The organism is Rickettsia endosymbiont of Cantharis rufa (genome assembly GCF_964026445.1).
GTDB lineage: Bacteria > Pseudomonadota > Alphaproteobacteria > Rickettsiales > Rickettsiaceae > Rickettsia.
Window position 1 is genome coordinate 1,095,211 of the sequence record NZ_OZ032150.1, and the last position, 24,085, is coordinate 1,119,295.

The following is a 24,085-nucleotide window of genomic DNA, read 5'->3' on the forward strand; positions in this document are numbered from 1 at the left end:
TTAAAAGTAGTTGCTTATACTTTTGGTACAAGATGTGATAGCACATCAGAATCATTACTGAAAAAAAACCGGAGGATTTTAAGGTTACTTTTTACTTTACAGATGGATGGGGAAGTTATGCTAGGTTATTAGATCCCAAAAAACACATTGTTAGTAAAAAATATACTCAACGGATAGAACGGGGTAACTTAAATCTTAGAACAAGATGCAAAAGACTGACACGTAAAACAATTTGTTTTCCCAAGTCATTGGATATTCATGATAAAGTCATCGGAACTCTTATTGAACGTATAGCCTTTTAATATCCACATCTGTAAAATGGAGGTGCGACCAATCTTTATTATTTAGCTCTTTCGGTAAATTATCTTTATTTAATAAATCATTACGTGTTAAAAAAGCAAGCCATGTATCTAGAGCATTTTTAACTTTCTTGACGACGTCAGATAACTCCTCTTTAGGATTCTTAGCAAATTTATTAAGCTCTATTGTATGTAATTCTATATATTTAAAATATACCAAACCATTATTTTTCTCACTCAACTGAAAGGCATTGTGATAGTTGTTAGTATTCGTAATACTAGTGAAATTAAGTATATGTATACCTATTGCTTTGCTTAATTCTGAATAATCCACCCCCTCTTTCAGTTGTTCCTTATACATTTTTGCCAAATAATACAAAGCTCTTTTATCGTAATCCGCTTCATCGGTTACTTGAATTTCGATATTATATCTTTTACCGCTTTCACTTTTGGCTTTAATATCAAGTATGGAGGGTTATCTGTTTTAAAATTCTTTGGATTATAAGGATTAAGTAGTGTCGCATCTATAATTTGATCCGTTTCTGACACTATTGAATTTATAAGAGATATTAGTAAGCCCCTATTCTCTTCTACTCCAAAGATTTTTTTAAAGGCTAGATCTACTCTTGGGTTAACTTTATACATGCTATTATTGATATATTATTATGGATAGACTTCCTGCATAAGTCACTTCTAAAGATAATTTGTACGTCGATCCGATAATCGAATCCTCACGTATGGCTGTGGTTCTGCGTTCCGCGTCTCCTTCGAATTCCTCTTTTAAGATGACTTATGCAGGAAGTCTAATGTATTGTAGCATCTTTTAAGGGATATACCACTAAATCTTTTGATCAGTTCTAATGGATACAATTGCTGACATGCCGGGAACTAGATTGACATCTGGGGATTCAAAATCTATTAAAATAGGTATACGTTGTACGATTTTAGTAAAATTACCGGTAGCATTATCGGGTGGGATTAAGCTAAATTTAGAACCGGTAGCAGGAGCAATATTACGAATCTTTCCATAAATTACTTTTTTAGGCAAAGCATCGAATTCAATTTTGACGTTCATACCGGGCTTAAATTTCTTAATTTGTGTTTCTTTAAAATTAGCTTGAATATACATAGTATTATCTTGAACTATAGAAAACAATGCTCTACCCTGTACTATATAATTTCCGACTTCTAAACTACTATTACTAAATATACCCGGTACCATAGCAGTAAGTTTAGTATTTTGTAGACTTCTTGAGATAATCTTTTTATTTTCTGTTAATTCTTTGAGTTTTTCTTTTTCCGCAGATTTCTCAAGATCTAAAAGAGTCAGATTTTGCTTAGATATATCGAGATCTAATTGTGATTGTTTATAATCTGTTTTAGCTTTTTGATATGCGTTTTCGGAATCATCTAATGTTTTAGAGCTAGCAAATTTAGCCTTATTTAATTCCTGCACCCTAGTAAAATCTGTTGAGGCAATATCAAAGCTTATTTTAGCAAGTTTTGATTTTTCAGCCGCTTGTTCTAGGCTAATCCACCCTATTGAGATTTTTTGCTCTATAATTTCTATGTTTTTTATGCAAGTTTCAATAGATGCTTCAAGCGCCGCAAGCTTTGCCTTATAATCTCTATCATCGATACAAGCTATTAAATCACCTTTACTAACTTTAGTATTATTGGTTACCGATAGATTAGTTAAAACACCGCTAACTTCAGCACTAACATTTGAAATATCTGCATCAATATAAGCATTATTTGTGGATTGCGTATTTGCCCAAACATAAATTCTATATCCAAAATAAATAAATATTACTAGAACTATAATAAGTATATATTTAGCGAATGGATGATGCTTATATTTTAAGATAGTTTGTGAGATATTCAGCATAATTAATTTGCATTAAGTTTAAAGAGTGCTTACAAAGTTATTCTAATTAGATTTAAAATTAACTTTGTAGGTTCTGTGAAGGAAAATTAAATTATTTGTATTTTTAGATATTTTTGAGTGAAAATTAATAAGATTTTTTCAGTAATAATTGTTCCTATTTCAAAAAAAATCTTATAATTTGTAGCAAAAAAGAGCAAAAATAGATTAATTTAATTTTCCTTCACAGAACCTAGATATCCTCTATGTTTAAAAAAGTAACAAATTGGTATAGAAAGAATATATATAACTGCAATTAATGGCATTGAATACCATGGATATATGATAAGATTTATAATAACAATAGCAACTAAAATCATTGCAAGGGATAAATACTCAGGTTTAATACTTAAATTTTTTGTTGAGATTGTAGGGAGTCTACTAGCAAGTAGAAAAGCTATAATAGCTAAATATATATTAATTGTTATAGTGTGAGTGCGGGTATTGATATTTAATAACGTACCGATTTCAAAATCTATCATTACAGGCATTAAAGCGAGTAATGCACCGCATGGAGCAGGTACACCGGTAAAAAAATATTCAGCTTTTTTATCTTGTTTTGGTTGAGAAATACCAACGTTAAAGCGAGCTAAACGCAAAGCCATACACACTATAAATAACAGCATTACTGCTGATGAAAATACTTTATACTCATATTGTTGAAAAGACCATAAATATATTAGATAAGCAGGAGCTATACCAAAATTAGCAAAATCGCATAATGAATCAAGTTCTGCACCAAATGGGCTGGTTGCATTTAGCATCCTTGCTATTCTGCCATCGATACCGTCAATAATTGCTGCTACTATAATGCAATATACCGCAAGCTCCCATCTGCTATCTAAAGCAAATTTTATAGAACTCATACCGGTTACAAGCCCAAGCAACGTAACAAAGTTGGGAATTAATTTTATTATGGGTACAGGCTTAGTTATTATAGGCTTACGAATTTTTAACAATTTTAATACTCGGAATGTATGGTATAAAAAACGTCATTGCGTGCGACTGCGAGGAACGTGGCAATCTCATAAAACAAACTCTTGGGATCGCTTCGTCAAATTACCTTGTAATTCTCCTCGCAATGACGAGTAACTACTTTCTCTCAAACTTAAATTCTGCTGTTTTTTTACGTCCAAAATCAGCAATGATAGTTTCACCACCTATAGCAGTCTGCCCTTTACTCACTAATAAAGCTGTTTTCAACGGTAGGTAAACATCTACTCTACTACCAAAACGAATTATACCGTATCGCTCGCCCGTTTTAACTTCATTACCCTCTTCTAAATCACAAACTATACGCCTTGCTATAAGTCCGGCTATTTGAACAAAAACAATTTTTTGTCCTTGATCAGTTTCCATTAATACTGATTGACGCTCATTATAAACACTGGCTTTATCAAGCGAGGCATTAAAAAACTTTCCGGGGTTATAATGAAGCGCTAAAATTTTTCCGTTTGCTGGAATTCTATTAACATGAACATTAAAAATATTTAGAAAAATACTAACTCTAATCATTTCCACATCACCAAGTCCTAATTCCGGCGGCAGCAATGCTTCTTTGATTTCTTGAATTACTCCATCTGCAGGGCTTATTACCAGATCATCGTTTATAGGAACATGTCGATCGGGATTACGAAAGAAGTAAATACACCATGCAGTGGCAATAAACCCAATACAGCCAAGTTTTTCATTAAATGATGCCAATAAAAAGCTTACTAATGCAAAACTAGCAATGAATATATATCCCTCGCGGTGAATAATTTTAAATAAATCATTATATTGTTTCATTTTAATCTCTATGAATCTCCTTATTATTTTAACTATGCCTGCTCGGCTTTATCTTCTTGCTTCTCATTCTCGTCTTCATCTTCTTCTTGAGGGGTAGTTTGAGCTTCTTGAGCAGAACCAAGAGCATATACACATAAATCCGGAAGCGGGACGCCGTTTTTTTTGGCAAGATCATTTAGCCGTGACATTGCTTTCATAACCTCATCAAGAATAGTACCACCTCTTTCGTCAGATAACCATTTTGCTTGAAATTGCAGCGGATGATGCCCTTCTTGCGGCGTACCTATATAAAACTTAAACTTGGCTCTTTGTCCACCAAAATCGCAGTCAAATTCAAACTCTTTATAATGTGCCATAACTTTATGAATTAATAATTATATTAATATTATTATATTCTAACAATAAAGATGCAAATCTAAAATAATTTCTTGTCTAAGATGCCACTACATGAATTATTTTAAAGCTAATTAAATGCTTTTTTACTACAAATTATAAGATTTTCTTGAAATAGGGACTACTATTCTTTCCAAAATCTTATTAATTTTCGCTATAAAATCTTTTTAATTATCAATTAAAATTTATTTACTGATAGCCTCTTAGCAATATAGAGATTTGAATATATAAATTTATCGCTAGAATCTATAATTATCCCGCCTGCTTCCTTAATAAGAAGCTCAAACGCATAATATAACGTAAAATTTAATAATGATAAACATATTAAATCCGCTTTGCCTGAAGCTACAAGCATAGCCCCGTAGCAAGGAGAGCCAAAAGATCTAATATTATCTATCTCCTCCAAATTATCATAATTTAAACCTTCAATAATTGCTAAACAATTCTTTAAATCGTCATTATCAGAGACTCTAAGTCTTAATCTTTGATCATTAGAGTTTAAATTATTTTTTTCTACCCAAGCTCCTTTACCTTTTTCAGCATAATAAATTTCATTAAGAACGGGGAAGTATATTACTGTAGAACTTGGAGATAAAGCTCCTTGGGGTTTTTTTAAATAAGTTATAGATACCGCAAAAAAAGGTATGCTTCTAGCGAAATTATTTAGACTATCTATAGGATTCACTAAAAAAACACTTTCATAATTATTATTTAAATCAAATTGATCTTCAGGAAAAAATAAATCTTGTGTATGTTTTTGTAATTCTTCGCATAATAAAGTTTTTAATCTTAAGTAAGATCGTCTACAAAATTCTTCATTTCTTACAGAATTTTTTTGTAGCATTTCGAGTTCTAAAAAATCTCTGTGCAAAAACTTAACAGCTTTACGCAAGGCATTAATTAATAAATTAGTTATAGGTTGCATTTGATTTTAATAGTTAATTTATTGTGTCATTTACGCTTTTAGAAGCGTTGTTGCATGGCTCATTTTATGTTATTCCCGCGCAGGCGGGAATCCAGAAAAAAGTATAAATACAGCAAATTTTTGAAATTAAAAGCTCGATTTATCTTGCTTTATGCTGGATTCCTGCCTACGCGGGAATGACATCGAGTGTGCTTTTCGATCCATGTAACAACGTCGTTTTTACCTAGGAACGACATCCATAGTTCAATAAAGCAGCTTACTTCGCTCGCTCGGCATATGTCATATCATCAGTTTTAACAACAATTCTTTCTCCTATTTCTAAATATTGCGGTACTTTAACTTTAATGCCGTTTGTTAAAATTGCCGGTTTATAAGAAGCAGTAGCGGTTACTCCTTTTATTATCGGATCAGTTTCACTAATCTCAAGTATAACAGTTGGAGGAAGCTCAATATTTAAAGGCTTTTCATTATAGAATTCGACTTTAACAACCATATTTTCAGTTAAGAAAGGTAATTTTTCTTCTAAAATTTTCTTGGGAACATTTATTTGATCAAAATGTTTTGTATCCATCAATACTAAATCATCACCTTCAAAATATAAAAATTGATAATCTTTTTGCTCAAGTTCGGCTTTTTCTAAATAATCGGAAGAACTGAATCTATCGTTACGCTTTGTACCTGTTTTTAAATTTTTCATCTCAACTTGTACATAAGCTCCACCTTTCCCAGGTTGTGTATGTTCCGGCGTTTTACTTACAACCCATAAATCATTATTATAAACTAATATGTTACCTGTTCTAATTGAATTTGCTGAAATTTTCATATATTATACATCTTAAGACTCAGAATTAAAGTATAAATATACAAATTATTTCCTTTAAAAACAAGAATTTAATCTTATGACCACAATATTAGTAGTAGATGATATAGACACCAATATTAAATTACTAACAGCCAAACTTTTAAAAGAGTATTATACGGTTCTTACTGTAAATAGCGGTAAAGAAGCATTAGCAATTCTGAAAAAGGAAAAAATTGATATTATACTACTTGATGTTATGATGCCGGAAATGGATGGATTTGAGGTATGTAAGATTATAAAAACCAATTCGGAAACTACTCATATACCGGTTGTAATGGTAACTGCACTTTCTGATATTGATGATCGAGTTAAAGGTCTTGAAGCAGGGGCTGATGAATTTTTAACAAAGCCTATTAACGATACTGCTTTATTTGTAAGACTTAAATCGCTATCTAGAATGAAAAGCTTAATTGATGAGTTAAAGCTTCGTAATAGCACTAATGCATTATTAGGCGTAACAAATATTGAAATGCACGACACTTTTGTAGATAAAAAAATATTACTAATTAATGATGATGTAGTACAAGCTAAAAATATAAAACAAATGTTACTTAGGATTACTCAAAACGTAAAGGTGATAAGTAATTCCGATGAATTAGATATTATAAATGAATATGCACCCGATTTAGTAATTATCAGTAGTACGCTTGAGAATGAAGATCCTTTAAGAATCAGTGTTATTTTAAGAGGTAAGGCAGAAATAAGCGGCGTGGTAATAATTTTACAAATTGATGAGGACGGTATGCCTTTGGTTGTAAAAGGTATTGAACTCGGTATTAATGATTATTTCGTTTATCCTATAGAAGAAAGTGAATTGCTTGCTAGAATTAGAACGCAATTAAGGCGTAAGCAATATCAAGATAATTTACGTAATGATCTTGAACAAAGTGTTAATTTAGCAGCTAAAGACGGCTTAACCGGCTTATTTAATCGTCGCTATTTCGATATACATCTCAAACAAATGATTGAGAAGGCTAATAGAGAAAGTATTAAATTATATTTACTTATGTGCGATATCGACAATTTTAAACATGTAAACGATACTTACGGTCATCAAGCAGGCGATAAGGTTTTAACAATTGTATCTCGTATTTTGAAGAATACTCTCAGAGTAACAGACTTAATAGCAAGATTCGGCGGTGAAGAATTTACTATGCTCTTAACGGATATAGATATTTCTAAAGCGATTGAAACTGCGGAGAGAGTTAGAGTTAAAATAGAATATATGGATTTTCCCATTGAAGATCAAATTGAACATTTAAAAAAAACTATTTCAATCGGAGTTGCGGAATATAAAAAAGAAGAATCAATGGAATCTTTCATTGAACGTGCTGACAAAGCTATGTATGAGGCTAAAACAACAGGTAAAAATAAAGTAGTAAAATTATAATTGATTTTTTAAAGTAAAAAAATAATGAGAAATTCTTCCAAAAAACATCTTGATTTACCATATAGACCAGGGGTCGGCATGATGATATTAAATGCCGATAACCACATATTCGTCGGTAAAAGAATAGATACAAAAATATCTGCATGGCAAATGCCGCAAGGTGGGATAGTTCCCGGCGAAACTCCAAGTATTGCAGCAATGCGTGAGATGTTAGAAGAAATAGGAAGCGATAAGGGATATATTATTGCTGAAAGCAAATGCTGGTATAGTTATGATGTACCAAGCTTTTTAATACCTAAATTGTGGAACGGTAATTTTCGTGGGCAGAAACAACGCTGGTTTCTAATTAGATTTACCGGGAATAATGAAGACATTAATATAAATATGCCTAATCCCGAATTCGACCAATGGCGCTGGGCATCACTTGATGAGCTATTATCCATTATAATTCCTTTCAAACGGAAACTTTATCAAGCCGTCGTAAAGGAATTTGAATCATTAATTCAGTAGACCTTTTCGGAAGCGAGGGTTTAGGGAAGAAACCCTCCGGAGACACTTCACCTCGAACCGTAGAGTACATACTAGTACGTGAGGAGTAACCGCTCACTGTCGCCTAGTTCGCGTGACCGGCGTTGTTGAGTGGTTCAAGAAAAAAGTGCTCGGTGTCATTCCTGCGGAAGCAGGAATCCAGCATAAAGCGAGCTTTTAATTTCAAAAATTTGCTGTATTTATACTTTAAGCATGGATTAAATTTAGGCATAAGTGTAAGATATTTTACATTTGCTGGATGAGGCGTATTGTTTTACATTTGTTCTTTTAATTCTTCTAGAGTTTCAGCAAATTTTGGAATTTTAGTAAGATAATTTTCTATTATTTTTATTGCCCCCTGTTTTCTTCCTAAAATATAATTTATTGTTGCTAAAAATTCTGGTCGTGCCCCCGTATTGCAGCTTAGCATGAATAGTCTATAATCCTCAAACAGTAATAAGAGAGAATTATAGTTAAGGAGTTATGACAAGAATAGATGTTAAGTGTAGATCAAGAATAGATGTTAAGTGTAGATATTATAACGACACAGAAAAAGTAGTAAAGGCGGGATATTCAATTTCAAAACAACAGAGATATCAATGCAAGCAGTGTAATCGATATTTTTAACTGTAATATATTAATAATGCCTCTAAGCCTGGAGTCAAGGCTCAGATAGTAGATATGTCAATCAATGGCTCTGGAGTTAGGGATACAGTAAGAGTATTAAAAGTGGGTATCAATACGGTTATCCGTGTTTTAAAAAAATCTAGCGTTAAAAAAGATAAATCATTCTATCAATACGATAGAAGTAATTATTGCTCCTGAAATAGATGAACAATGGTCTTATGTACAGAATAAATCCAAACAAAGATGGCTTTGATATTCTTTGGATAAGATTTTGTTAAAAGTAGTTGCTTATACTTTTGGTACAAGATGTGATAGCACATCAGAATCATTACTGAAAAAAAACCGGAGGATTTTAAGGTTACTTTTTACTTTACAGATGGATAGGGAAGTTATGCTAGGTTATTAGATCCCAAAAAACACATTGTTAGTAAAAAATATACTCAACGGATAGAACGGGGTAACTTAAATCTTAGAACAAGATGCAAAAGACTGACACGTAAAACAATTTGTTTTTCCAAGTCATTGGATATTCATGATAAAGTCATCGGAACTCTTATTGAACGTATAGCCTTTTAATATCCACATCTGTAAAATGGAGGTGCGACCAAAATTCTATTGTCTGTCTCCCGTATGCGGTATATTCCAACTATGTTTTGTTTTCTCATCCTCATGCAATAATGGTATTATATCATCTAAATCTTTAAGTTTTGAAATAAACGATAGGTATCTTTCTAACATTTCTCCTATTTGTTCAATTATCTGACTATCTCTTATTGATTGCTCCCCTTCATTATCTTTAAGTTCACACCACATATGTTTATTGCATATAATAAGTAAATTTACTCCTAATATAGGAGCTAGAAATGAAAATGGTAAATCTAAAACTATTTCTTTAGGCATCCATACATCAAATTCGACAGTAAAATCTAATCAATGCTGTAAAACTATTTTTTTTATTTGTTTGGGTCACAATATATTACTTTTTTGAATTCTTGCTTTCGCAGGAATGACATAAGAGCCATGCAACAAGACGGGATCAAATAGAGGAATAATACCGTGAACACTCACATTTTTGCTCTTTTTAGCTAAAAATTATAAGATTTTTTTGAAATAGGAACAACTATTACTGCAAAAATCTTATTAATTTTCGCTCACAGAACCTAATAAAAGTTTTATATGTACTTAGCTATTTAGAGCCTCTTGATCCTCTATTTGACCTAGACATACATTATGCTGGTCATTATTATCATAGTGATCCGGACTTATATGTACCTTAATTTTATTAGCTACATATCTTATGCCTAATATACTTAATGTTACTGCTATAATATAGGTAACAAAATTACCTGTAGCAGCACTATTTACCTCTCTATCACCTTCAATTAATTCATTTATAGCACTAAATAATGAGATATCTGTATCATTGCCTAAAGTAAATACAGCACACTCATTTGTTCCTCTAGACAATAAACTAATATCTTTATCGCAACTAGATTCAACCATATAATATGTACTATCATTCTTTATTAGGCTATAATTATTATCACCGATTATATGTGCAGTAAATACATTTGCTAAGTTAGATATAGTTATATTAGCAATAAAATCTTTTACTTCTCTTATATGAAATAAATTTATAATAAAATTACTTAGGCAGTGATTTGTTGTTGTTTCAGTTTCCCAATTAACCGTATCAATTTGAGCTTCCGGCATTAAAAACCATGAATTTATATCTTCAAACGCAAATTTTAGCTCTCTAACCAATCCACATAAAATATATTTTTTATTAGCAATATGTACAAAAGTATGATCAGAATACTCATCTAAAGAGTATGTAGAGGTATTAGAAAAAGGTTTTAAATGTGCAGAATATACCTTATTTTTGTCTAGGTTTTGTTCATAGGTATTTCCACTAGAATCAGCAAATATTAAATTTGGTAATAAAGTAAGTTTGCAAAAATAACTGATTAAATTGACTATATTTGGTAAAGACTTAATGTAATAATTTGCCATAATATTACCTTATATTTATGATAAATGTATCCTTTATTATTAAATATTATTAAGATTATTGTTATAATTCAATAATTTAATTAAGTAATCATCGTTTAACTATTCATCCTTGTGTGATTTTTGCTATTATTCTTTTCACTTAAGTAATTATTTATTACAATTTGAAAATAATTAGATTTTACTTTCTATTTTTGCAGTGTTAGCAACGGAAGTAAAATGATACAGCACAATGGATAAAAATTGATACAGTATTAAAGTAATATCTTCTGGGTAAGGAGGTAAAAAATAATGATAATACTGGAGCAAATAATGGAAATAAAAATATTAAATAAACAAGACACAAGCCTAAGAAGTATATCAAGAGAAGTAAGTGTTTCAGTAAATACAGTACGTAAATATTTAAAATATGATGGTAGCCCTAAATATAAGGATGGGAGGAAGTTGATAACAAAGCTAGCCCCGTATAAGGAGTACTTGAGCGAAAGAATAAAATCAGCCTATCCTATATCGCTACCCGGCACTGTATTGTTTCAAGAGATAAAGGAGATGGGTTACACGGGCAAGATGACCCAACTCAGAGATTATTTAAAAAGCATAAAGCCAGCAGCTAAGCAGGAGGATATGGTAAGATTCGAGACTGCATCCGGTAAACAGATGCAAGTTGATTGGATTGAATTTCGTAAAGGCAAGAACACTTTATCAGCTTTTGTAGCTACATTAGGATATAGTCGAGCAAGTTATGTGGAATTTGTTACTAATGAGAAGCTTGTAACGTTAATAGAATGCCATAAGCGTGCATTTGAATATTTTGGCGGAGTACCAAAAGAAGTGCTTTATGACAATATGAAAACAGTAATACTGGGTAGAGATACGTATGGTCTTGACATACATCGTTTTGGCCGCACCTCCATTTTACAGATGTGGATATTAAAAGGCTATACGTTCAATAAGAGTTCCGATGACTTTATCATGAATATCCAATGACTTGGAAAAACAAATTGTTTTACGTGTCAGTCTTTTGCATCTTGTTCTAAGATTTAAGTTACCCCGTTCTATCCGTTGAGTATATTTTTTACTAACAATGTGTTTTTTGGGATCTAATAACCTAGCATAACTTCCCTATCCATCTGTAAAGTAAAAAGTAACCTTAAAATCCTCCAGTTTTTTTCAGTAATGATTCTGATGTGCTATCACATCTTGTACCAAAAGTATAAGCAACTACTTTTAACAAAATCTTATCCAAAGAATATCAAAGCCATCTTTGTTTGGATTTATTCTGTACATAAGACCATTGTTCATCTATTTCAGGAGCAATAATTACTTCTATCGTATTGATAGAATGATTTATCTTTTTTAACGCTAGATTTTTTTAAAACACGGATAACCGTATTGATACCCACTTTTAATACTCTTACTGTATCCCTAACTCCAGAGCCATTGATTGACATATCTACTATCTGAGCCTTGACTCCAGGCTTAGAGGCATTATTAATATATTACAGTTAAAAATATCGATTACACTGCTTGCATTGATATCTCTGTTGTTTTGAAATTGAATATCCCGCCTTTACTACTTTTTCTGTGTCGTTATAATATCTACACTTAACATCTATTCTTGATCTACACTTAACATCTATTCTTGCCATAACTCCTTAACTATAATTCTCTCTTATTACTGTTTGAGGATTATAGACTATTCATGCTAAGCTGCAATACGGGGGCGCGGCCTGTTTTTCCAAGTCATTGGATATTCATGATAAAGTCATCGGAACTCTTATTGAACGTATAGCTTTTTAATATCCACATCTGTAAAATGGAGGCGCGACCGAAAGTCATCCTTCCATACAAATTACTCATAGTAGACGAATTTGGGTATCTGCCATTAAAACAGGAACAAGCTAATCCATTATTTCAGGTTATAGCAAAGCGTTATGAGAAAGATAGTATAATTCTTACAAGTAATCTTCCATTTGGACAATGGCACAATAATCTTGCTCAGGATAGTGCTCCTACAGCTGCTATCTTAGATCGTCTGCTCCATCATTCCACGATACTCAATATTAAAGGGGATAGTTTCAGACTTAGAAATAAAAAGAAAGCTGGTCTTGTATCAATAGAGGTGATTAATAAACAGGAGGATAATCTTATGACTTAAATATCAAATGATTTCTTATTATACTGTATCAATTTTCAAACAGTATATATTAAAATTATGTATCATTTTTCGACCGCTGTTGACAGCAGCTAATATAAAATCATTTTCGGTAAAACCATTAATCTTATGAGTCCATATTTCAACACTACATACTCCCCAAGATATAGTTAAATCGGGATGATGTGCTCCCTGTTTTGCAATTTCAGCTATCTTATTTGCAAATTTCATAGATTTTATAAAATTAGGAAATTTATATTTTCTATAAAGACGCCCTAATTTATTTACTTGCCATTCGCCTTGCAGCTCCTCTAGTAATTTATCAATTTCTTTTTTCTCAAGCGGTGGAACTCCACCATCACATGGGATACATTTTTTTCACTTAGTACTGTCATAGTTTTTTATTCTATAATAAACGCAGTTGAATTATTTCCTATAAATAGCATATAATTCAACTGCGTTTAGTATATATCAAAGTTAAAATATTGATCTATATAAGGCTCATCTTCAAGTGTATAATGCCACCACTCAATTTGACATGCTTTAAAATTATGTTTTTTGCATTTTAAAATGTGAATAATTACGATTTGCTAAATATTGCTTATCAATTAATTTACTATCATGATGTGAGGCTTCATCAAATATATCAAAAGAAGTATACATGTCTACCGTATTGTCATCTAAATAGGATATAACACACTCGTTTTTCAACTTTCTCTTAATGACTTTAGGATTGTTATTAACTTTCTACTGAAGTTTTATTATTGATAAATCTACAGTACTACTCCTACTATGACTAGCTCTTTCAGCTATATAACCTAATGTAAAACATTTAGACTTATCTATATATGGGTAAAAGCTTTTCTTATTTTTTGATCAATATTATCTTTGCTCCATCTTAAAAAGCGTTGTACAGCTTTTTGTGGTCTATAGGCATCATATATAATAAGTGAATAACCATCTTTTTTTATCTCAGCTTGTACTACTTTAAGAGCCTTAGCAGCTTCTATGGTTAAAATTGCTTCCGGCGCTTTATAACCTTCTACATTTTTGCCAACAAAATTTTCATCTGAGTAATAACGCATATTTTGGATAATTGTAGGATCGATATCTTTCAGATACACGAACCCTTTAGGTAAGGATCTAGCATATATTGGAGAGAAGCTCATAAATATAAGAATTAAACTTGTTAAAATCAATTTCATAAAATACTAATATAAAATATTTATAATTTACTTTACACAAAATTTTATTGGACTTCTTGCAAAAGTCTGCTAATAAAAAGGAATTTAGAAGGGACATTTCACCTCGAACCACAGCCTAGTGAGGATGAGGAGTTAGGATCGACGTACAAATTACCTTTGGGGGAAGGTTATGCAAGAAGTCTAATTAAAGCTAGAACTTTAAAAAAATAAATGAATGGTAGCGAGGGAGGGATTTGAACCCCCGACACACGGATTATGATTCCGTCGCTCTAACCAGCTGAGCTACCCCGCCAGGGGAGAATGTTTGTATAACTTGTTAAGATCGCAGGCGTTGTCGTATAGGCTTGTTTATGTCATTCCCACATAGGCGGGAATCCAGAAAAAATAACTTCAATATTGATACAAAAGCTACATATTTGATAAAATAAACATATAGAAAACTTATTTTTAATGTTTTACTAGATTCCCGCCTACGCGGGAATGGACATTGAATAGGCTTTTCGAGCCATGTAACAATGGCCAATATCCTAACGTTTAGAGAATTGTGTTTTCTTACGTGCTTTACGTTGTCCGTATTTCTTACGCTCTACTACCCTAGAATCACGTGTTAAAAAGCCGCCTTTACGTAAAATAACATGAAAGTCCGGGGTAGATATATCTAGAGCCTTAGAAATTCCATGCAAAATTGCTCCTTTTTGCCCTGAAATTCCTCCACCTTTAACAGTACAAATTACATCATACTGATCAATAGTTTTTGTTAAAACAAAAGGTTGTAAGATCGTTTTTACATAAGTTTCAGAAGGAAAATATTGGTCTATTGTTTTTTTATTAACAACTATTTTTCCTTTTCCTAATTTAAGCCATACTCGTGCTATAGCATTTTTTCTTTTACCTGTAGCATAAAACCTGCCTGAATTGTCTATTTTTTCTTTAGATGCTTTTACTACTAGCTTTTCAGGAGTTAGAACTTCTTTAGTTAATGGCTTATTTGCTTTAATCTTTAATTTTGTCATAGGTAATTACTTTTTATTTTTTGGATTTTGGCTTGCAAAATCATAAATTGCAGGCTGCTGTCCTACATGAGGATGATCACTACTTGCATAAACATATAAATTACTCATTTGCTTAGCACCTAAAGCATTTCTTGTAATCATTCTTTTTACAGCCATTTTAATAACTCTCTCAGGGTATTTACCGCTTAAGATTTTACCTGCGGTAGTATCTTTAATGCCCCCTGGAAATCCTGTATGCCTATAATATATTTTCCCGTCTTTGGGATTTGCTTTTTTACCAGTCAGTTTTATATGCTCTGCATTTATTATGATTATGTTATCACCACAATCTAAATGAGGCGTGAAGCTAGGCTTATGCTTACCACGTAGCATATTAGCAACCCTGCTAGCGAGTCGTCCTAGTACAATATTCTTTGCGTCTATGACCCACCATTTTTTTTCAATTTCCGATGGCTTTGCCGAGTAAGTTTTCACAATAGTATCTTTTTAATTTTAATTTTAATTTTAATTTTTTAAATAAAGACTTAAGAAGCATATTTAATAGCATTAATTCATGCCATTTGTCAAGTTAAATATACTCGTTTAATTTGCAAAATTGGCTACATCGTTCTACAAGCACTGCGGTGTTCACGTATTTAAGTATACGTTCCGCTCCTCGTCTTGTAAAACTCCTAGCTCTTTTCTAAATTAAACTTCGTCTACCTATTACTAAATTTATTTGGGGTATAATCTATTTACTTCCGAATATTATTTTTCTATCCGTAGAAAAATATAAATTATTATTTGCTCTTATTCCATAATAACAAATATTTTTTATAATTTTGTCGATATGAGGCATCATATTTAATCCATTATTATCAACATCAAAACTATATAAAACGCCGTTAACGGAAATAACATTTAAACTTCGCTTATTGTTATTATCAACTCCAACAAAAGGAGTTAAAAAAGTAGCAGATTTTAGTCTCTTAGGGTCTTTTCCATCATTTAAATCAGCTACAAACTTTACTTTCCCTGTTTTAGGATTAAATGCTGCTATTTGTCTTGCATTATTTGTTACAAATAGACTATTACCAATTAAAGACATTGATTGAATATCCTCAGCATTTACCTGCCAAATAACGCTACCGGTTGCTATATTCAGCTTAATAAGCTTACCGAGACCGGTTGCTATATATAAATTCATATTATCATGAACAGGGGTACATAAAATACTTGATTCGTCAAAATTCGGTATAGCTGTACGGTCGTTAAGATTTGTAAACTCAAAACTCCATCTTAATTCACCATTTTTTATATTTAAGGCAAGTACTTGACCAGAATTATAAGTCACTATTACATTGTCATGTTGTACTATCGGCGTCATAAAATAACTAGATGACAAAACTTCCGCAATGCTTTCATACTCCCATACGGTTTTTAAAGTTTCTGTATTTAAAGCAATTGTTTGATTACCGATAGTTTGCACTAAGACAGTATTATCATTTAACATAACAGGCTTAATTCTGATAATATCCGGAAGTTCTTTTCTAATTATTTCATAACCTGATTTTGCATCTAGCACAACTAGCAATCTCGAGCCGTATGTTACGTATAATTTTTCATTATGATGTAAAATTCCGCCGCCTATATAATTATCTTTTTTATGTCTACTCAAATTGTAAGACCAAATAACTTTATTTTTCTCTATAGAAAAAGCAGAAATATTTGATCTGATATCTAATGCATAAATTATATCGCCCACAAAAACCGGCTCGGCAATTGTTTTATTTCCAGCAAAGCTATATTGTTTATTTTTAAGCATATTTGCATTAAATGCATGTATATTTGCACTAGAGTCTAAATATATCGGCTCATCGGTCTGAAGTGATAATTTAGGAGTCAACTCAACAATATTTTTTACCCTTTTCGGTCCAAGCCCGTTACATGAAATTAAAATAAACGGTAATAACAGAAGCGCTATTTTTTTTGTCATATTTTTCCTTAAGTATGAATTAATTATTTATTTAAATTCAATGCCCAAGGCACTGTTAATAAAATAGTTTTAAAACTAATTAAAACTATTTCGTTAACAGTGCCTTAGCCTGATCTTTTAACAAATCGGATACATTATTTGAAATTAATAAATTTTTTAGATTTTTTTCTGCTTGCGGTTTCATATTATTCTTAATATCCCATATAGCTTTCATAATAGTTGCCGTAGCCCAAAAAGGTTTTTTCTCGTCATCAAAATAATTTAAATATTTTGTCAGTTTTTCTTTACCTTGAATATCTAGATTTTGATCATCAATAACAAGACCACACCATGAAATACGTGCATAAGAAGTAGAAATTTCAGAATATTCTTTATTTTCAATAATTTTATTAAGCAGGTCTTTCGCTTCTGAATATTTTTTTTCCGAAATCTTTATAGCTACTTGTTCTAATGCAGCTATTTCTTTTATTCTAGTATTACTAGTAGTAACTAAATTCTCTAAAGTATTAAAAGCTAATTCTTCATTATCTTTTGTTGTTTCCAAACTAACGGTTTTAACAAGAACATCTCCGTTTTTTTGGTTATTTTTAATTCTTTTATCTTTATTATTATTATTAACAACCATTATAGTAATAGCTATTATAGAAATAATTATTATTACAGGTAAAAGTTTTTTGAAAAAAATTAATCTTTTTTCTTCATTTTGATCACTCAATACTTCATCTAAAATATCAGTCATATTTTATTATTTTTATTTATTTTTACAGTCAAATTTGATCTTAGCATCTTCTGCCATTTTTTTGGATGTGACAGTTCTATTAGTCGGAAATTCCTTATCAAGCTTAGCAAGAATATTACAAGCTTCTGCAGTCTTTTTTAGTTCACCTAAAGAAAGTGCTAACTTCAATAACCCATCGGAAGATTTTGCTCCTTTCGGTGATTCTTTATAGCCTTTTAAATAGTTAACAGCTGCTCCGTTATAATCTTTTTGTTTGAAAAAGCATTCCCCATACCAAAAATAAGCATTACTAATTAGCGAGCTGTTAGGATATTTTTGGATAAAATTTTTAAATTTATTTTTTGCTTCAGTAAGCTTATTATCTTTATAATCAGCTAGAGCCAAATCATAAGCTTGCTTATCGGGAGCTATATCTTTATTAACCGCAACGGTTTTTTTGAGAGTAGCATCCGGCATATCTTTAAGCAAAGCTACATCAAAAATATCTTGTTTTTTTGAATCACTGACTTCTAAAACTTCCGTATTTTCTTCTTGATTTGGAATATTAGAGTTTTGTGTTAACATATCAACTTTATGCTGCAAAATCTCAACTTTACCGATTAACCTTCTAATTTCTTGCTCCTGCTCATCTAGCCTATTTTCAAAATCATTATTTGCTGCATATTTTAAAGGCTTTCCTTTAATAGTTTTGCTTTCTCCAGAAGAAAACATGGAAAATAAAAAAGTAAGTAGTAGGATGATCAGTTTCATATATTTTTTAAATTTATAATGCTTCTTATAATATCGAAAATTTTTTAATATTCCACACAATTTTTTTATATTTCAATACTACCGTCATATTTAAAAGTTATTGTTATGGTGGTACCTTCATTTATCTTACTTTGCAAATCAAATTTACCGTTCATAAGTTCAACCAGCTTTTTAGTAAGCGGCAACCCAAGACCAGTACCCTCATATTTTCGACTAAGCTCACTATCAATTTGACCGAACGCCGATAAAGTTTTTGGTATATCTTTTTCCTCAATACCGATGCCGGTATCTATAACTTTTATATATACTAATTTTGCTAACTCATCTTTTTCAAGTGCAATAGTAACACTTCCTCCGGAATTTGTAAATTTCACAGCATTTGATAAAAGATTTAAGAATACTTGTTTTAGCCTTTTTGGATCAGCCTTTATAACAACATGCTCTCTCGGTAATCTACTAATTAAAGCTACTTCGGCTTGATCGGCACGAGGTTTAACAAGTATCAGCGAAGAACTAATTAATTTATTTAAATCAAGATCTATACTATCTACTTTTAATTTATCGGCAGAAGCTTTAGAAAGATCTAAAATATCATTAATCATACTAAGCAAATGTTTACCGGCATCATTTATATCTTTAATATAATTTTTACTTTTTTCTGCATCCTTTTCTGACATAAGAATTTCCGAAAAGCCTATTATGGAATTAAGTGGTGTACGCAACTCATGACTAATATTAGCGAAAAACTTTGTATTTGAAGAAGTGGTTTTTTCTACCCTTACTATTTGAGCTTTTAAATTTCTATTTGTTTCAAACTGCTCCTCAATAATTTGTCTAGCATAGTTAGTATTACTAATAATTATAGTACAGAGTATTATAAAAATAATAATAAAAGTTATGAATACCTTTTGCTCAAGAGACGTTATATTGCTCCACTGACCTGTAATATTAGTATTAATCTCAAATACTGCATCTACAGGAAAATCTGAATTATTATCTATAACAGGTATATAGCTAGTAACAAAGGAAGCTTCTTCCACTGTTAAATCACTCTCATTTTCTATTACTACCTTTGGAAATAATATATGACTTGTAATACCTTCAAAAGCATCTCGAAGTGGGGTTTTGGAAGTAAAGGACTTTAAAAAATATTTATCAATTTTTGCGGTAATTATCTCAACCAAACTGCCATCTTTATAATTGTCTACACTATACATATGTAGCATATTACTAGTGATGAATTTATTACCTTTAAGATCGTAGAGAGAAATATTAATATTAAGATTAGTAAACCATCGAGCGGTAATCTTTGCAAAATCAATAAACTCTTGATCTTGTAATAATTTTAAATAACCGAATTTATGTAATTTACTGATTACGTTCTGATGGGTATTCCAAATGTTATTAGTATAAAGTTCAGCAATTTTAGTATGTTCCAGAGCTACTTGTTTTACTATCATTTCTTTTATCATAAAATAACGGTAAAACATCATATTTATGACAATATTAAGAAACAATATAATGAATGATAATCTTACTATATACTTATTATGGTTCATTATAACCTAATAGTTATTTCGTTTTTAATGACTCCTTTTATGTCATTTTTGTTTAGTCTGTGTGAAGGAAAATTAATTTAATTCTCTTTCACGCAGACTAGTGTTATTTAACGTCTGATCTACAGAAAAACTGCAAGTTTTGACGAAGCAATCCAGTTAAAAATTCTGATTTACAGAGTTTTTTATTATTTTTCTGGATTGCCGCGCGGTCTTTGACCGCTCGCAATGACGTTTTAGAATCTAATCACCTAGCTTTTTATTAATAATCAACCCTGTAATTACATCATAAGCACGAGCAAATTGATAATCTTTTTTGTATAATTCCGATAATTCATTCTCTTCTTGTTTATTATTTTTAGCTTTTGTTTCTTTTTTACTATCTTTGTTTTTAGATGAATTATCTTTTCCGTTAATGTCTCTATTTTTTGCATTATCATTCTTTAAATAATTTTTTAAAGAACTTTCAGAAAAACGCTTATCTATTTTTTTCACCTCAGGATACTCAACTTTTGCCGGCTCAATTAAAATATCAGGCTCTATTCCTTCTGCTTGAATAGAACGGCCGCTTGGGGTGTAATATTTAGATATAGTAAGTTTTACGGCAGCCCTAGAATTGATTTGCGTTAAAGCCTGAACCGATCCTTTACCGAAAGATTTGGTGCCAAGTATTATTGCTCTTTTATGATCTTGCAAAGCTCCGGCAACTATTTCCGAGGCAGAGGCAGAATTACCGTTTATTAAAACTATCATAGGTACTTTGGGAGCTTTTAACGAAAACTCATTTGCTTTAGTTTCGCTATTACTTGACGAGGTTCTACCTTTTGTTGTTACAATTACACCGGAATCAATAAAATAATCACTAACAGCAATAGCTTGATCGAGTATACCACCGGCATTATTACGTAAATCTAGAATTATACCTTTAAGATTATCTTTACTTTCAGCTTTTAACTTCTTTACTGCTGCCTTCAGCTCAGAAATTGTTGATTCATTAAAAGTAGTTATACGTATATATGCAATATTATTCTTTTCTAAATGTGCTTTTATCGGCTTGATTTTTACTATTTCACGAGTAAGTTCTATTTCTTGCGGTTTTACCTCTTCTTCCTTAATTATCAACAATTTAACCTTAGTACCAGGGGTACCACGCATTTCTTTTATAGCTTTATTAGGACCAAGCGTAGAAACCAACTCGTCATTCACCCCTACTATGTAATCTCCGCCTTTAAGCCCTGCTTTGAAAGCCGGTAAATCATCAATAGGGGATATTATCTTAATTACTCCACTATCATACATTATTTCAACACCGATTCCGCCAAACTCACCTTTTGTAAAAGTAAAAATATCTTCTAAATCTTCATCGGTATAATAACTTGAATGGGGATCAAGTGAATTTAACATGCCGTTAATTGCTTCATCTATCATTTTTTGCTTATCGGGTACCTGTACGTAATCCTTTTCAATACGTTCAAATACTTCTTGAAATTGCTTATAAGCTTCCTGATTTGATATTTTATTCTCGGGTTCTTTTTCTTCTTCTGCAAATGCACAAATAGAATTTATAATAAAAAATAGTGCTATAATTAAACGTAATAACATAATACTCCAAGTATGTGTGTTTTTAAATTTTCAGTAAAACGTCATTGCGAGGAGCGAAGCGACGCGGCAATCTTGTCAAACTTCCTGAGATTGCCACGCTTCTTGCAGTCGCTCGTAATAACGACTAAATATCTAGTTCGTTAATAATCTTATCCATTTTAACTAAAGCCTGCTCATAAATAAATTGAAATCTTTTTTCCGGCTTTTTACCCATTAAATCATCTACTATTTTATCGACACTTTGGAAATCTTCTAAAGTCACCTTTAAAAGAGATCTTTTTTCAGGATGCATAGTAGTTTCCTTTAATTGCTCAGGCATCATTTCACCGAGACCTTTGAATCTACCTACTTCAATTTTAGCTTTACTTGTTTTTGATAATTTATCTGTTAATTTAGCTTTTTCCTCTTCATCGCCTGCATAATAAGTTTTATTAGACTGCGTTAAACGATAAAGCGGGGGCTTCGCTAGATATAAATGCCCATCTTCTACCAATTTTGGCATTCTTAAGAAAAAGAAAGTCATTAATAATGAAGCTATATGAGCACCGTCAACATCTGCATCAGTCATAATAATTATTTTTTCGTAACGCAAATTTTCTTCTTTATAATTTTTTAAACTACCGCAGGCAAGAGCTATTTCTAAATCTTGTATTGCTTGATTATTAACGATTTTTTCGAGAGTAGAGTTTGCAACATTTAGCACCTTCCCCCATAACGGTAACACTGCCTGCGTTTCCCTATTACGCGCCTGTTTTGCAGAACCACCTGCCGAATCACCTTCCACAATAAATAATTCGGTGCCCGCAGGAGAAGTTCGTGTACAATCGGCAAGTTTACCTGGTAATCGCAATTTTTGAGTAGCATTTTTACGAGAAATGTTTTTTTCGTTTTTCTTACTTATTCTAAATTCAGCAATAGCAATTACATGCTCAAGTAAATTAATAGCTAAAGCTTTATCTCTACTAAGGAAGTGGTCAAAATGATCTTTTATTATATTTTCAATAGGTTTACTTACACCGTTTGATACTAATTTCTCTTTAGTTTGCCCTTGAAAAGACGGCTCAGCTATAAAAATAGAAAGTACGATGCTTGCGGTTTCTAGAATATCCTCAATAGTTAGATTAGCAGCTTTTTTATTCCCTATCATTTCACCATATGCTTTAAGAGCGCGTAAGATAGCTGACTTAAGCCCTTGTTCATGTGTTCCTCCTTGCGGAGTCGAAACGGTATTACAGTAAGATTGGATAAACGCTGAGTTATCGTTATTTTGCCAGCAGATTGCCCATTCAAGTTTCACCCCGTCCGACGTAGATTCTATATTACCTGAAAAAATTTCCGGGATAATTAAATTATCTAAAGTTATTTTTGAACTTAAGTAATCTTTTAAACCGTTCGGGAAATTTATTAATGCCTTTTTAGGTATATCTGACGGTACTTCTACTTCGCATTCCCATTCTATAGTAACGCCGCGATATAAATAAGCTTTTGATCTTGCAAGCTCATAAATCTTTTTAGGATTAAAATGTAATTTTTCGCTAAAAATTTCTGGATCAGGAGTAAAATTTATTGATGTACCTCTTAGCCTTTTAGGCGCTTCTTCACATATTAAATCGGTTAATTTTTCTCCTTTAGAATAACTTTGGCTATATAATTTACCTTGTTTATAGACTTTTATTTCTAAATGTTTAGATAAAGCATTTACTACCGATATTCCAACACCATGCAATCCGCCCGCAGTATGATAAACATTATTTGAGAATTTGCCGCCCGAATGAAGAGTAGTTAAAATTACTTCTAAAGCTGATTTATCAGGAAATTTAGGATGATTATCAATAGGGATACCGCGACCGTTATCAAATATAGTAATACTATGATCATGGTGCATTTTTATCGTGATGATACTTGCAAAGCCGGCAACTGCTTCATCCATAGCATTGTCAAGCACTTCAGACACTAAGTGATGCATAGCATTTGAATCGGTGCCGCCAATATACATCCCTGGTCTCTTACGGACAGGCTCAAGCCCCTCTAATACTTCAATATCTTTTGCACTATAGTTATTATCGATCAGCTTATTTTTTTTTTCTTTGTTAAAGCTAAATAAATCGCTCATATATTAGAGATTCAATTAATTATTTTCTTTCCTAAATTAAACTATTTAACTCAAGAAAGCAATTAAGCTTTAAAGAAATTGTTTGTATTGTTGTATGGAGCGAATTACCTATGTCACCCCGTGGCTTGACCTATAGTACCGGACGATTTTTATTCTGTGTCATTCCCGCGGAAGCGGGATCCATTATTTTAAAGCCATTTTAAAGCTTAATTTGAAAAGTAAAAAATCTTT

Annotated in this window: 30 protein-coding genes, 1 tRNA gene and 3 pseudogenes; 8 read left to right on the forward strand and 26 right to left on the reverse strand. The window is 31.6% G+C overall.

The features are described from left to right. Window positions 1–53 precede the first annotated feature (53 nt). Window positions 54–302 (forward strand): IS1 family transposase, encoded by a 249-nt coding sequence (locus tag AAGD46_RS09490; protein ID WP_410525984.1) that lies wholly within the window; start codon window positions 54–56, stop codon window positions 300–302. On the opposite strand, the gene AAGD46_RS06245 is transcribed toward AAGD46_RS09490, so the two are convergent. The 8 genes from AAGD46_RS06245 to efp all read right to left on the reverse strand — a co-directional run bounded on the left by AAGD46_RS06245 (window position 280) and on the right by efp (window position 6,152). Next, entirely contained in the window at window positions 280–768 is a 489-nt protein-coding gene (locus tag AAGD46_RS06245; protein ID WP_341787921.1) for an Rpn family recombination-promoting nuclease/putative transposase, read from the reverse strand. The two genes, AAGD46_RS09490 and AAGD46_RS06245, sit on opposite strands and share 23 nt — an antisense overlap. Beyond that, window positions 708–944: a PD-(D/E)XK nuclease family transposase gene (locus AAGD46_RS06250; protein WP_341786966.1), complete on the reverse strand. Its 237-nt coding sequence runs from the start codon at window positions 942–944 to the stop codon at window positions 708–710. Before AAGD46_RS06250 ends, AAGD46_RS06245 begins: the two co-directional genes overlap by 61 nt. Before the next feature lie 193 nt (window positions 945–1,137). After that, entirely contained in the window at window positions 1,138–2,187 is a 1,050-nt protein-coding gene (locus AAGD46_RS06260) for an HlyD family secretion protein (RefSeq protein ID WP_341786967.1), read from the reverse strand. A gap of 209 nt (window positions 2,188–2,396) precedes the next feature. Beyond that, entirely contained in the window at window positions 2,397–3,182 is a 786-nt protein-coding gene (pssA, locus tag AAGD46_RS06265; RefSeq protein ID WP_341786968.1) for a CDP-diacylglycerol--serine O-phosphatidyltransferase, read from the reverse strand. Window positions 3,183–3,315: 133 nt separating this feature from the next. Beyond that, window positions 3,316–4,011, reverse strand: a complete 696-nt coding sequence (locus AAGD46_RS06270) for a phosphatidylserine decarboxylase (protein WP_341786969.1) — start codon at window positions 4,009–4,011, stop codon at window positions 3,316–3,318. Between the two features lie 32 nt (window positions 4,012–4,043). Continuing rightward, complete coding sequence (locus tag AAGD46_RS06275; protein WP_341786970.1) at window positions 4,044–4,367, reverse strand: DUF2610 domain-containing protein; 324 nt, start codon at window positions 4,365–4,367, stop codon at window positions 4,044–4,046. Window positions 4,368–4,582: 215 nt separating this feature from the next. Then, complete coding sequence (locus tag AAGD46_RS06280) at window positions 4,583–5,329, reverse strand: inositol monophosphatase (RefSeq protein WP_341786971.1); 747 nt, start codon at window positions 5,327–5,329, stop codon at window positions 4,583–4,585. 256 nt (window positions 5,330–5,585) lie between these two features. After that, on the reverse strand, window positions 5,586–6,152 hold the full coding sequence (gene efp, locus AAGD46_RS06285; RefSeq protein WP_341786973.1) for an elongation factor P: 567 nt from the start codon (window positions 6,150–6,152) through the stop codon (window positions 5,586–5,588). Window positions 6,153–6,228: 76 nt separating this feature from the next. On the opposite strand from efp, the gene AAGD46_RS06290 reads away from it, so the two are divergent. Together AAGD46_RS06290 and AAGD46_RS06295 are read left to right on the forward strand one after the other, a co-directional pair. After that, window positions 6,229–7,581 carry a PleD family two-component system response regulator gene (locus AAGD46_RS06290; protein ID WP_341786974.1) on the forward strand — a complete coding sequence of 451 codons (1,353 nt, stop codon included), beginning with the start codon at window positions 6,229–6,231 and terminating at the stop codon, window positions 7,579–7,581. 24 nt (window positions 7,582–7,605) lie between these two features. Then, a complete protein-coding gene (locus tag AAGD46_RS06295) occupies window positions 7,606–8,091 on the forward strand; it encodes an RNA pyrophosphohydrolase (RefSeq protein ID WP_341786975.1) in 486 nt (161 codons plus the stop codon). Window positions 8,092–8,383: 292 nt separating this feature from the next. Here AAGD46_RS06295 and AAGD46_RS06300 read toward each other — a convergent pair whose 3' ends face one another. After that, window positions 8,384–8,539 carry a hypothetical protein gene (locus AAGD46_RS06300; protein ID WP_341786976.1) on the reverse strand — a complete coding sequence of 52 codons (156 nt, stop codon included), beginning with the start codon at window positions 8,537–8,539 and terminating at the stop codon, window positions 8,384–8,386. Between the two features lie 251 nt (window positions 8,540–8,790). Here AAGD46_RS06300 and AAGD46_RS09495 point away from each other — a divergent pair, with 251 nt between their 5' ends. The 3 genes from AAGD46_RS09495 to AAGD46_RS09505 all read left to right on the forward strand — a co-directional run bounded on the left by AAGD46_RS09495 (window position 8,791) and on the right by AAGD46_RS09505 (window position 9,312). Then, complete coding sequence (locus AAGD46_RS09495; RefSeq protein WP_341786690.1) at window positions 8,791–8,934, forward strand: IS1-like element transposase; 144 nt, start codon at window positions 8,791–8,793, stop codon at window positions 8,932–8,934. Between the two features lies 1 nt (window position 8,935). Next, window positions 8,936–8,989, forward strand: a complete 54-nt coding sequence (locus AAGD46_RS09500) for a hypothetical protein (protein ID WP_410525952.1) — start codon at window positions 8,936–8,938, stop codon at window positions 8,987–8,989. Window positions 8,990–9,156: 167 nt separating this feature from the next. Continuing rightward, window positions 9,157–9,312, forward strand: a complete 156-nt coding sequence (locus AAGD46_RS09505; protein ID WP_410525951.1) for an IS1 family transposase — start codon at window positions 9,157–9,159, stop codon at window positions 9,310–9,312. 36 nt (window positions 9,313–9,348) lie between these two features. On the opposite strand, the gene AAGD46_RS06310 is transcribed toward AAGD46_RS09505, so the two are convergent. Beyond that, window positions 9,349–9,636 carry a hypothetical protein gene (locus AAGD46_RS06310; protein ID WP_341786977.1) on the reverse strand — a complete coding sequence of 96 codons (288 nt, stop codon included), beginning with the start codon at window positions 9,634–9,636 and terminating at the stop codon, window positions 9,349–9,351. 822 nt (window positions 9,637–10,458) lie between these two features. Continuing rightward, window positions 10,459–10,749: pseudogene (locus AAGD46_RS06320) on the reverse strand (hypothetical protein); the annotation flags it as partial. A gap of 288 nt (window positions 10,750–11,037) precedes the next feature. On the opposite strand from AAGD46_RS06320, the gene istA reads away from it, so the two are divergent. Further along, a complete protein-coding gene (istA, locus tag AAGD46_RS06325; protein WP_341786978.1) occupies window positions 11,038–11,733 on the forward strand; it encodes an IS21 family transposase in 696 nt (231 codons plus the stop codon). On the opposite strand, the gene AAGD46_RS09510 is transcribed toward istA, so the two are convergent. The 3 genes from AAGD46_RS09510 to AAGD46_RS09520 form a co-directional block, all read right to left on the reverse strand. Then, entirely contained in the window at window positions 11,677–11,832 is a 156-nt protein-coding gene (locus tag AAGD46_RS09510; RefSeq protein WP_410525951.1) for an IS1 family transposase, read from the reverse strand. The two genes, istA and AAGD46_RS09510, sit on opposite strands and share 57 nt — an antisense overlap. A 166-nt stretch (window positions 11,833–11,998) precedes the next feature. Beyond that, window positions 11,999–12,097, reverse strand: a complete 99-nt coding sequence (locus tag AAGD46_RS09515; RefSeq protein ID WP_410525956.1) for an IS1 family transposase — start codon at window positions 12,095–12,097, stop codon at window positions 11,999–12,001. Then, window positions 12,054–12,197, reverse strand: a complete 144-nt coding sequence (locus tag AAGD46_RS09520; protein ID WP_341786690.1) for an IS1-like element transposase — start codon at window positions 12,195–12,197, stop codon at window positions 12,054–12,056. The genes AAGD46_RS09515 and AAGD46_RS09520 overlap by 44 nt, the downstream gene beginning before the upstream one ends. Before the next feature lie 398 nt (window positions 12,198–12,595). Between AAGD46_RS09520 and AAGD46_RS06335 the strand changes: the two are divergent. Then, window positions 12,596–12,904, forward strand: a pseudogene (locus tag AAGD46_RS06335) (ATP-binding protein); the annotation flags it as partial. Between the two features lie 18 nt (window positions 12,905–12,922). Here the strand turns inward: AAGD46_RS06335 and AAGD46_RS06340 are convergent. The 12 genes and pseudogenes from AAGD46_RS06340 to parE all read right to left on the reverse strand — a co-directional run bounded on the left by AAGD46_RS06340 (window position 12,923) and on the right by parE (window position 23,854). Continuing rightward, window positions 12,923–13,270, reverse strand: a complete 348-nt coding sequence (locus AAGD46_RS06340; protein WP_341787923.1) for a 4a-hydroxytetrahydrobiopterin dehydratase — start codon at window positions 13,268–13,270, stop codon at window positions 12,923–12,925. Window positions 13,271–13,413: 143 nt separating this feature from the next. Beyond that, window positions 13,414–13,564 (reverse strand): annotated as a pseudogene (locus tag AAGD46_RS06345) (peptidase M15); the annotation flags it as partial. Window positions 13,565–13,743: 179 nt separating this feature from the next. Then, window positions 13,744–14,106, reverse strand: coding sequence for a M15 family metallopeptidase (locus tag AAGD46_RS06350; protein ID WP_341786979.1), 363 nt, complete (start codon window positions 14,104–14,106; stop codon window positions 13,744–13,746). A gap of 215 nt (window positions 14,107–14,321) precedes the next feature. Next, window positions 14,322–14,398: transfer RNA gene (locus AAGD46_RS06355), tRNA-Met, on the reverse strand. A 235-nt stretch (window positions 14,399–14,633) separates the two neighbouring features. Then, window positions 14,634–15,119, reverse strand: a complete 486-nt coding sequence (rpsI, locus tag AAGD46_RS06360) for a 30S ribosomal protein S9 (protein WP_341786980.1) — start codon at window positions 15,117–15,119, stop codon at window positions 14,634–14,636. A gap of 6 nt (window positions 15,120–15,125) precedes the next feature. Next, on the reverse strand, window positions 15,126–15,593 hold the full coding sequence (rplM, locus tag AAGD46_RS06365) for a 50S ribosomal protein L13 (protein ID WP_341786981.1): 468 nt from the start codon (window positions 15,591–15,593) through the stop codon (window positions 15,126–15,128). 256 nt (window positions 15,594–15,849) lie between these two features. Continuing rightward, on the reverse strand, window positions 15,850–17,094 hold the full coding sequence (locus AAGD46_RS06370) for an outer membrane protein assembly factor BamB (RefSeq protein ID WP_341786982.1): 1,245 nt from the start codon (window positions 17,092–17,094) through the stop codon (window positions 15,850–15,852). 85 nt (window positions 17,095–17,179) lie between these two features. Beyond that, a complete protein-coding gene (locus tag AAGD46_RS06375) occupies window positions 17,180–17,833 on the reverse strand; it encodes a DUF2659 family protein (RefSeq protein WP_341786983.1) in 654 nt (217 codons plus the stop codon). A 12-nt stretch (window positions 17,834–17,845) separates the two neighbouring features. Then, entirely contained in the window at window positions 17,846–18,583 is a 738-nt protein-coding gene (gene ybgF, locus AAGD46_RS06380; protein WP_341786984.1) for a tol-pal system protein YbgF, read from the reverse strand. 65 nt (window positions 18,584–18,648) lie between these two features. After that, on the reverse strand, window positions 18,649–20,142 hold the full coding sequence (locus tag AAGD46_RS06385) for a HAMP domain-containing sensor histidine kinase (RefSeq protein ID WP_341786985.1): 1,494 nt from the start codon (window positions 20,140–20,142) through the stop codon (window positions 18,649–18,651). A gap of 240 nt (window positions 20,143–20,382) precedes the next feature. Beyond that, the gene (locus AAGD46_RS06390) at window positions 20,383–21,741 is read right to left on the reverse strand and encodes a S41 family peptidase (protein ID WP_341786986.1); all 1,359 of its coding nucleotides are present in this window, start codon (window positions 21,739–21,741) and stop codon (window positions 20,383–20,385) included. Between the two features lie 124 nt (window positions 21,742–21,865). Further along, window positions 21,866–23,854, reverse strand: coding sequence for a DNA topoisomerase IV subunit B (gene parE / locus AAGD46_RS06395; protein WP_341786987.1), 1,989 nt, complete (start codon window positions 23,852–23,854; stop codon window positions 21,866–21,868). Window positions 23,855–24,085 lie beyond the last annotated feature (231 nt).

What these genes read in the sequence shown, in the direction of transcription:
- AAGD46_RS06250 (WP_341786966.1), bottom strand. Translation starts at nt 944, where the DNA reads ATGTATAAAGTTAACCCAAGAGTAGATCTAGCCTTTAAAAAAATCTTT.
- AAGD46_RS06260 (WP_341786967.1), bottom strand. Translation starts at nt 2,187, where the DNA reads ATGCTGAATATCTCACAAACTATCTTAAAATATAAGCATCATCCATTC.
- AAGD46_RS06270 (WP_341786969.1), bottom strand. Translation starts at nt 4,011, where the DNA reads ATGAAACAATATAATGATTTATTTAAAATTATTCACCGCGAGGGATAT.
- AAGD46_RS06275 (WP_341786970.1), bottom strand. Translation starts at nt 4,367, where the DNA reads ATGGCACATTATAAAGAGTTTGAATTTGACTGCGATTTTGGTGGACAA.
- AAGD46_RS06280 (WP_341786971.1), bottom strand. Translation starts at nt 5,329, where the DNA reads ATGCAACCTATAACTAATTTATTAATTAATGCCTTGCGTAAAGCTGTT.
- efp (WP_341786973.1), bottom strand. Translation starts at nt 6,152, where the DNA reads ATGAAAATTTCAGCAAATTCAATTAGAACAGGTAACATATTAGTTTAT.
- AAGD46_RS06290 (WP_341786974.1), top strand. Translation starts at nt 6,229, where the DNA reads ATGACCACAATATTAGTAGTAGATGATATAGACACCAATATTAAATTA.
- AAGD46_RS06295 (WP_341786975.1), top strand. Translation starts at nt 7,606, where the DNA reads ATGAGAAATTCTTCCAAAAAACATCTTGATTTACCATATAGACCAGGG.
- AAGD46_RS06300 (WP_341786976.1), bottom strand. Translation starts at nt 8,539, where the DNA reads ATGCTAAGCTGCAATACGGGGGCACGACCAGAATTTTTAGCAACAATA.
- AAGD46_RS09495 (WP_341786690.1), top strand. Translation starts at nt 8,791, where the DNA reads ATGTCAATCAATGGCTCTGGAGTTAGGGATACAGTAAGAGTATTAAAA.
- AAGD46_RS06310 (WP_341786977.1), bottom strand. Translation starts at nt 9,636, where the DNA reads ATGCCTAAAGAAATAGTTTTAGATTTACCATTTTCATTTCTAGCTCCT.
- istA (WP_341786978.1), top strand. Translation starts at nt 11,038, where the DNA reads ATGATAATACTGGAGCAAATAATGGAAATAAAAATATTAAATAAACAA.
- AAGD46_RS09520 (WP_341786690.1), bottom strand. Translation starts at nt 12,197, where the DNA reads ATGTCAATCAATGGCTCTGGAGTTAGGGATACAGTAAGAGTATTAAAA.
- AAGD46_RS06350 (WP_341786979.1), bottom strand. Translation starts at nt 14,106, where the DNA reads ATGAAATTGATTTTAACAAGTTTAATTCTTATATTTATGAGCTTCTCT.
- rpsI (WP_341786980.1), bottom strand. Translation starts at nt 15,119, where the DNA reads ATGACAAAATTAAAGATTAAAGCAAATAAGCCATTAACTAAAGAAGTT.
- AAGD46_RS06370 (WP_341786982.1), bottom strand. Translation starts at nt 17,094, where the DNA reads ATGACAAAAAAAATAGCGCTTCTGTTATTACCGTTTATTTTAATTTCA.
- AAGD46_RS06375 (WP_341786983.1), bottom strand. Translation starts at nt 17,833, where the DNA reads ATGACTGATATTTTAGATGAAGTATTGAGTGATCAAAATGAAGAAAAA.
- ybgF (WP_341786984.1), bottom strand. Translation starts at nt 18,583, where the DNA reads ATGAAACTGATCATCCTACTACTTACTTTTTTATTTTCCATGTTTTCT.
- AAGD46_RS06385 (WP_341786985.1), bottom strand. Translation starts at nt 20,142, where the DNA reads ATGAACCATAATAAGTATATAGTAAGATTATCATTCATTATATTGTTT.
- AAGD46_RS06390 (WP_341786986.1), bottom strand. Translation starts at nt 21,741, where the DNA reads ATGTTATTACGTTTAATTATAGCACTATTTTTTATTATAAATTCTATT.
- parE (WP_341786987.1), bottom strand. Translation starts at nt 23,854, where the DNA reads ATGAGCGATTTATTTAGCTTTAACAAAGAAAAAAAAAATAAGCTGATC.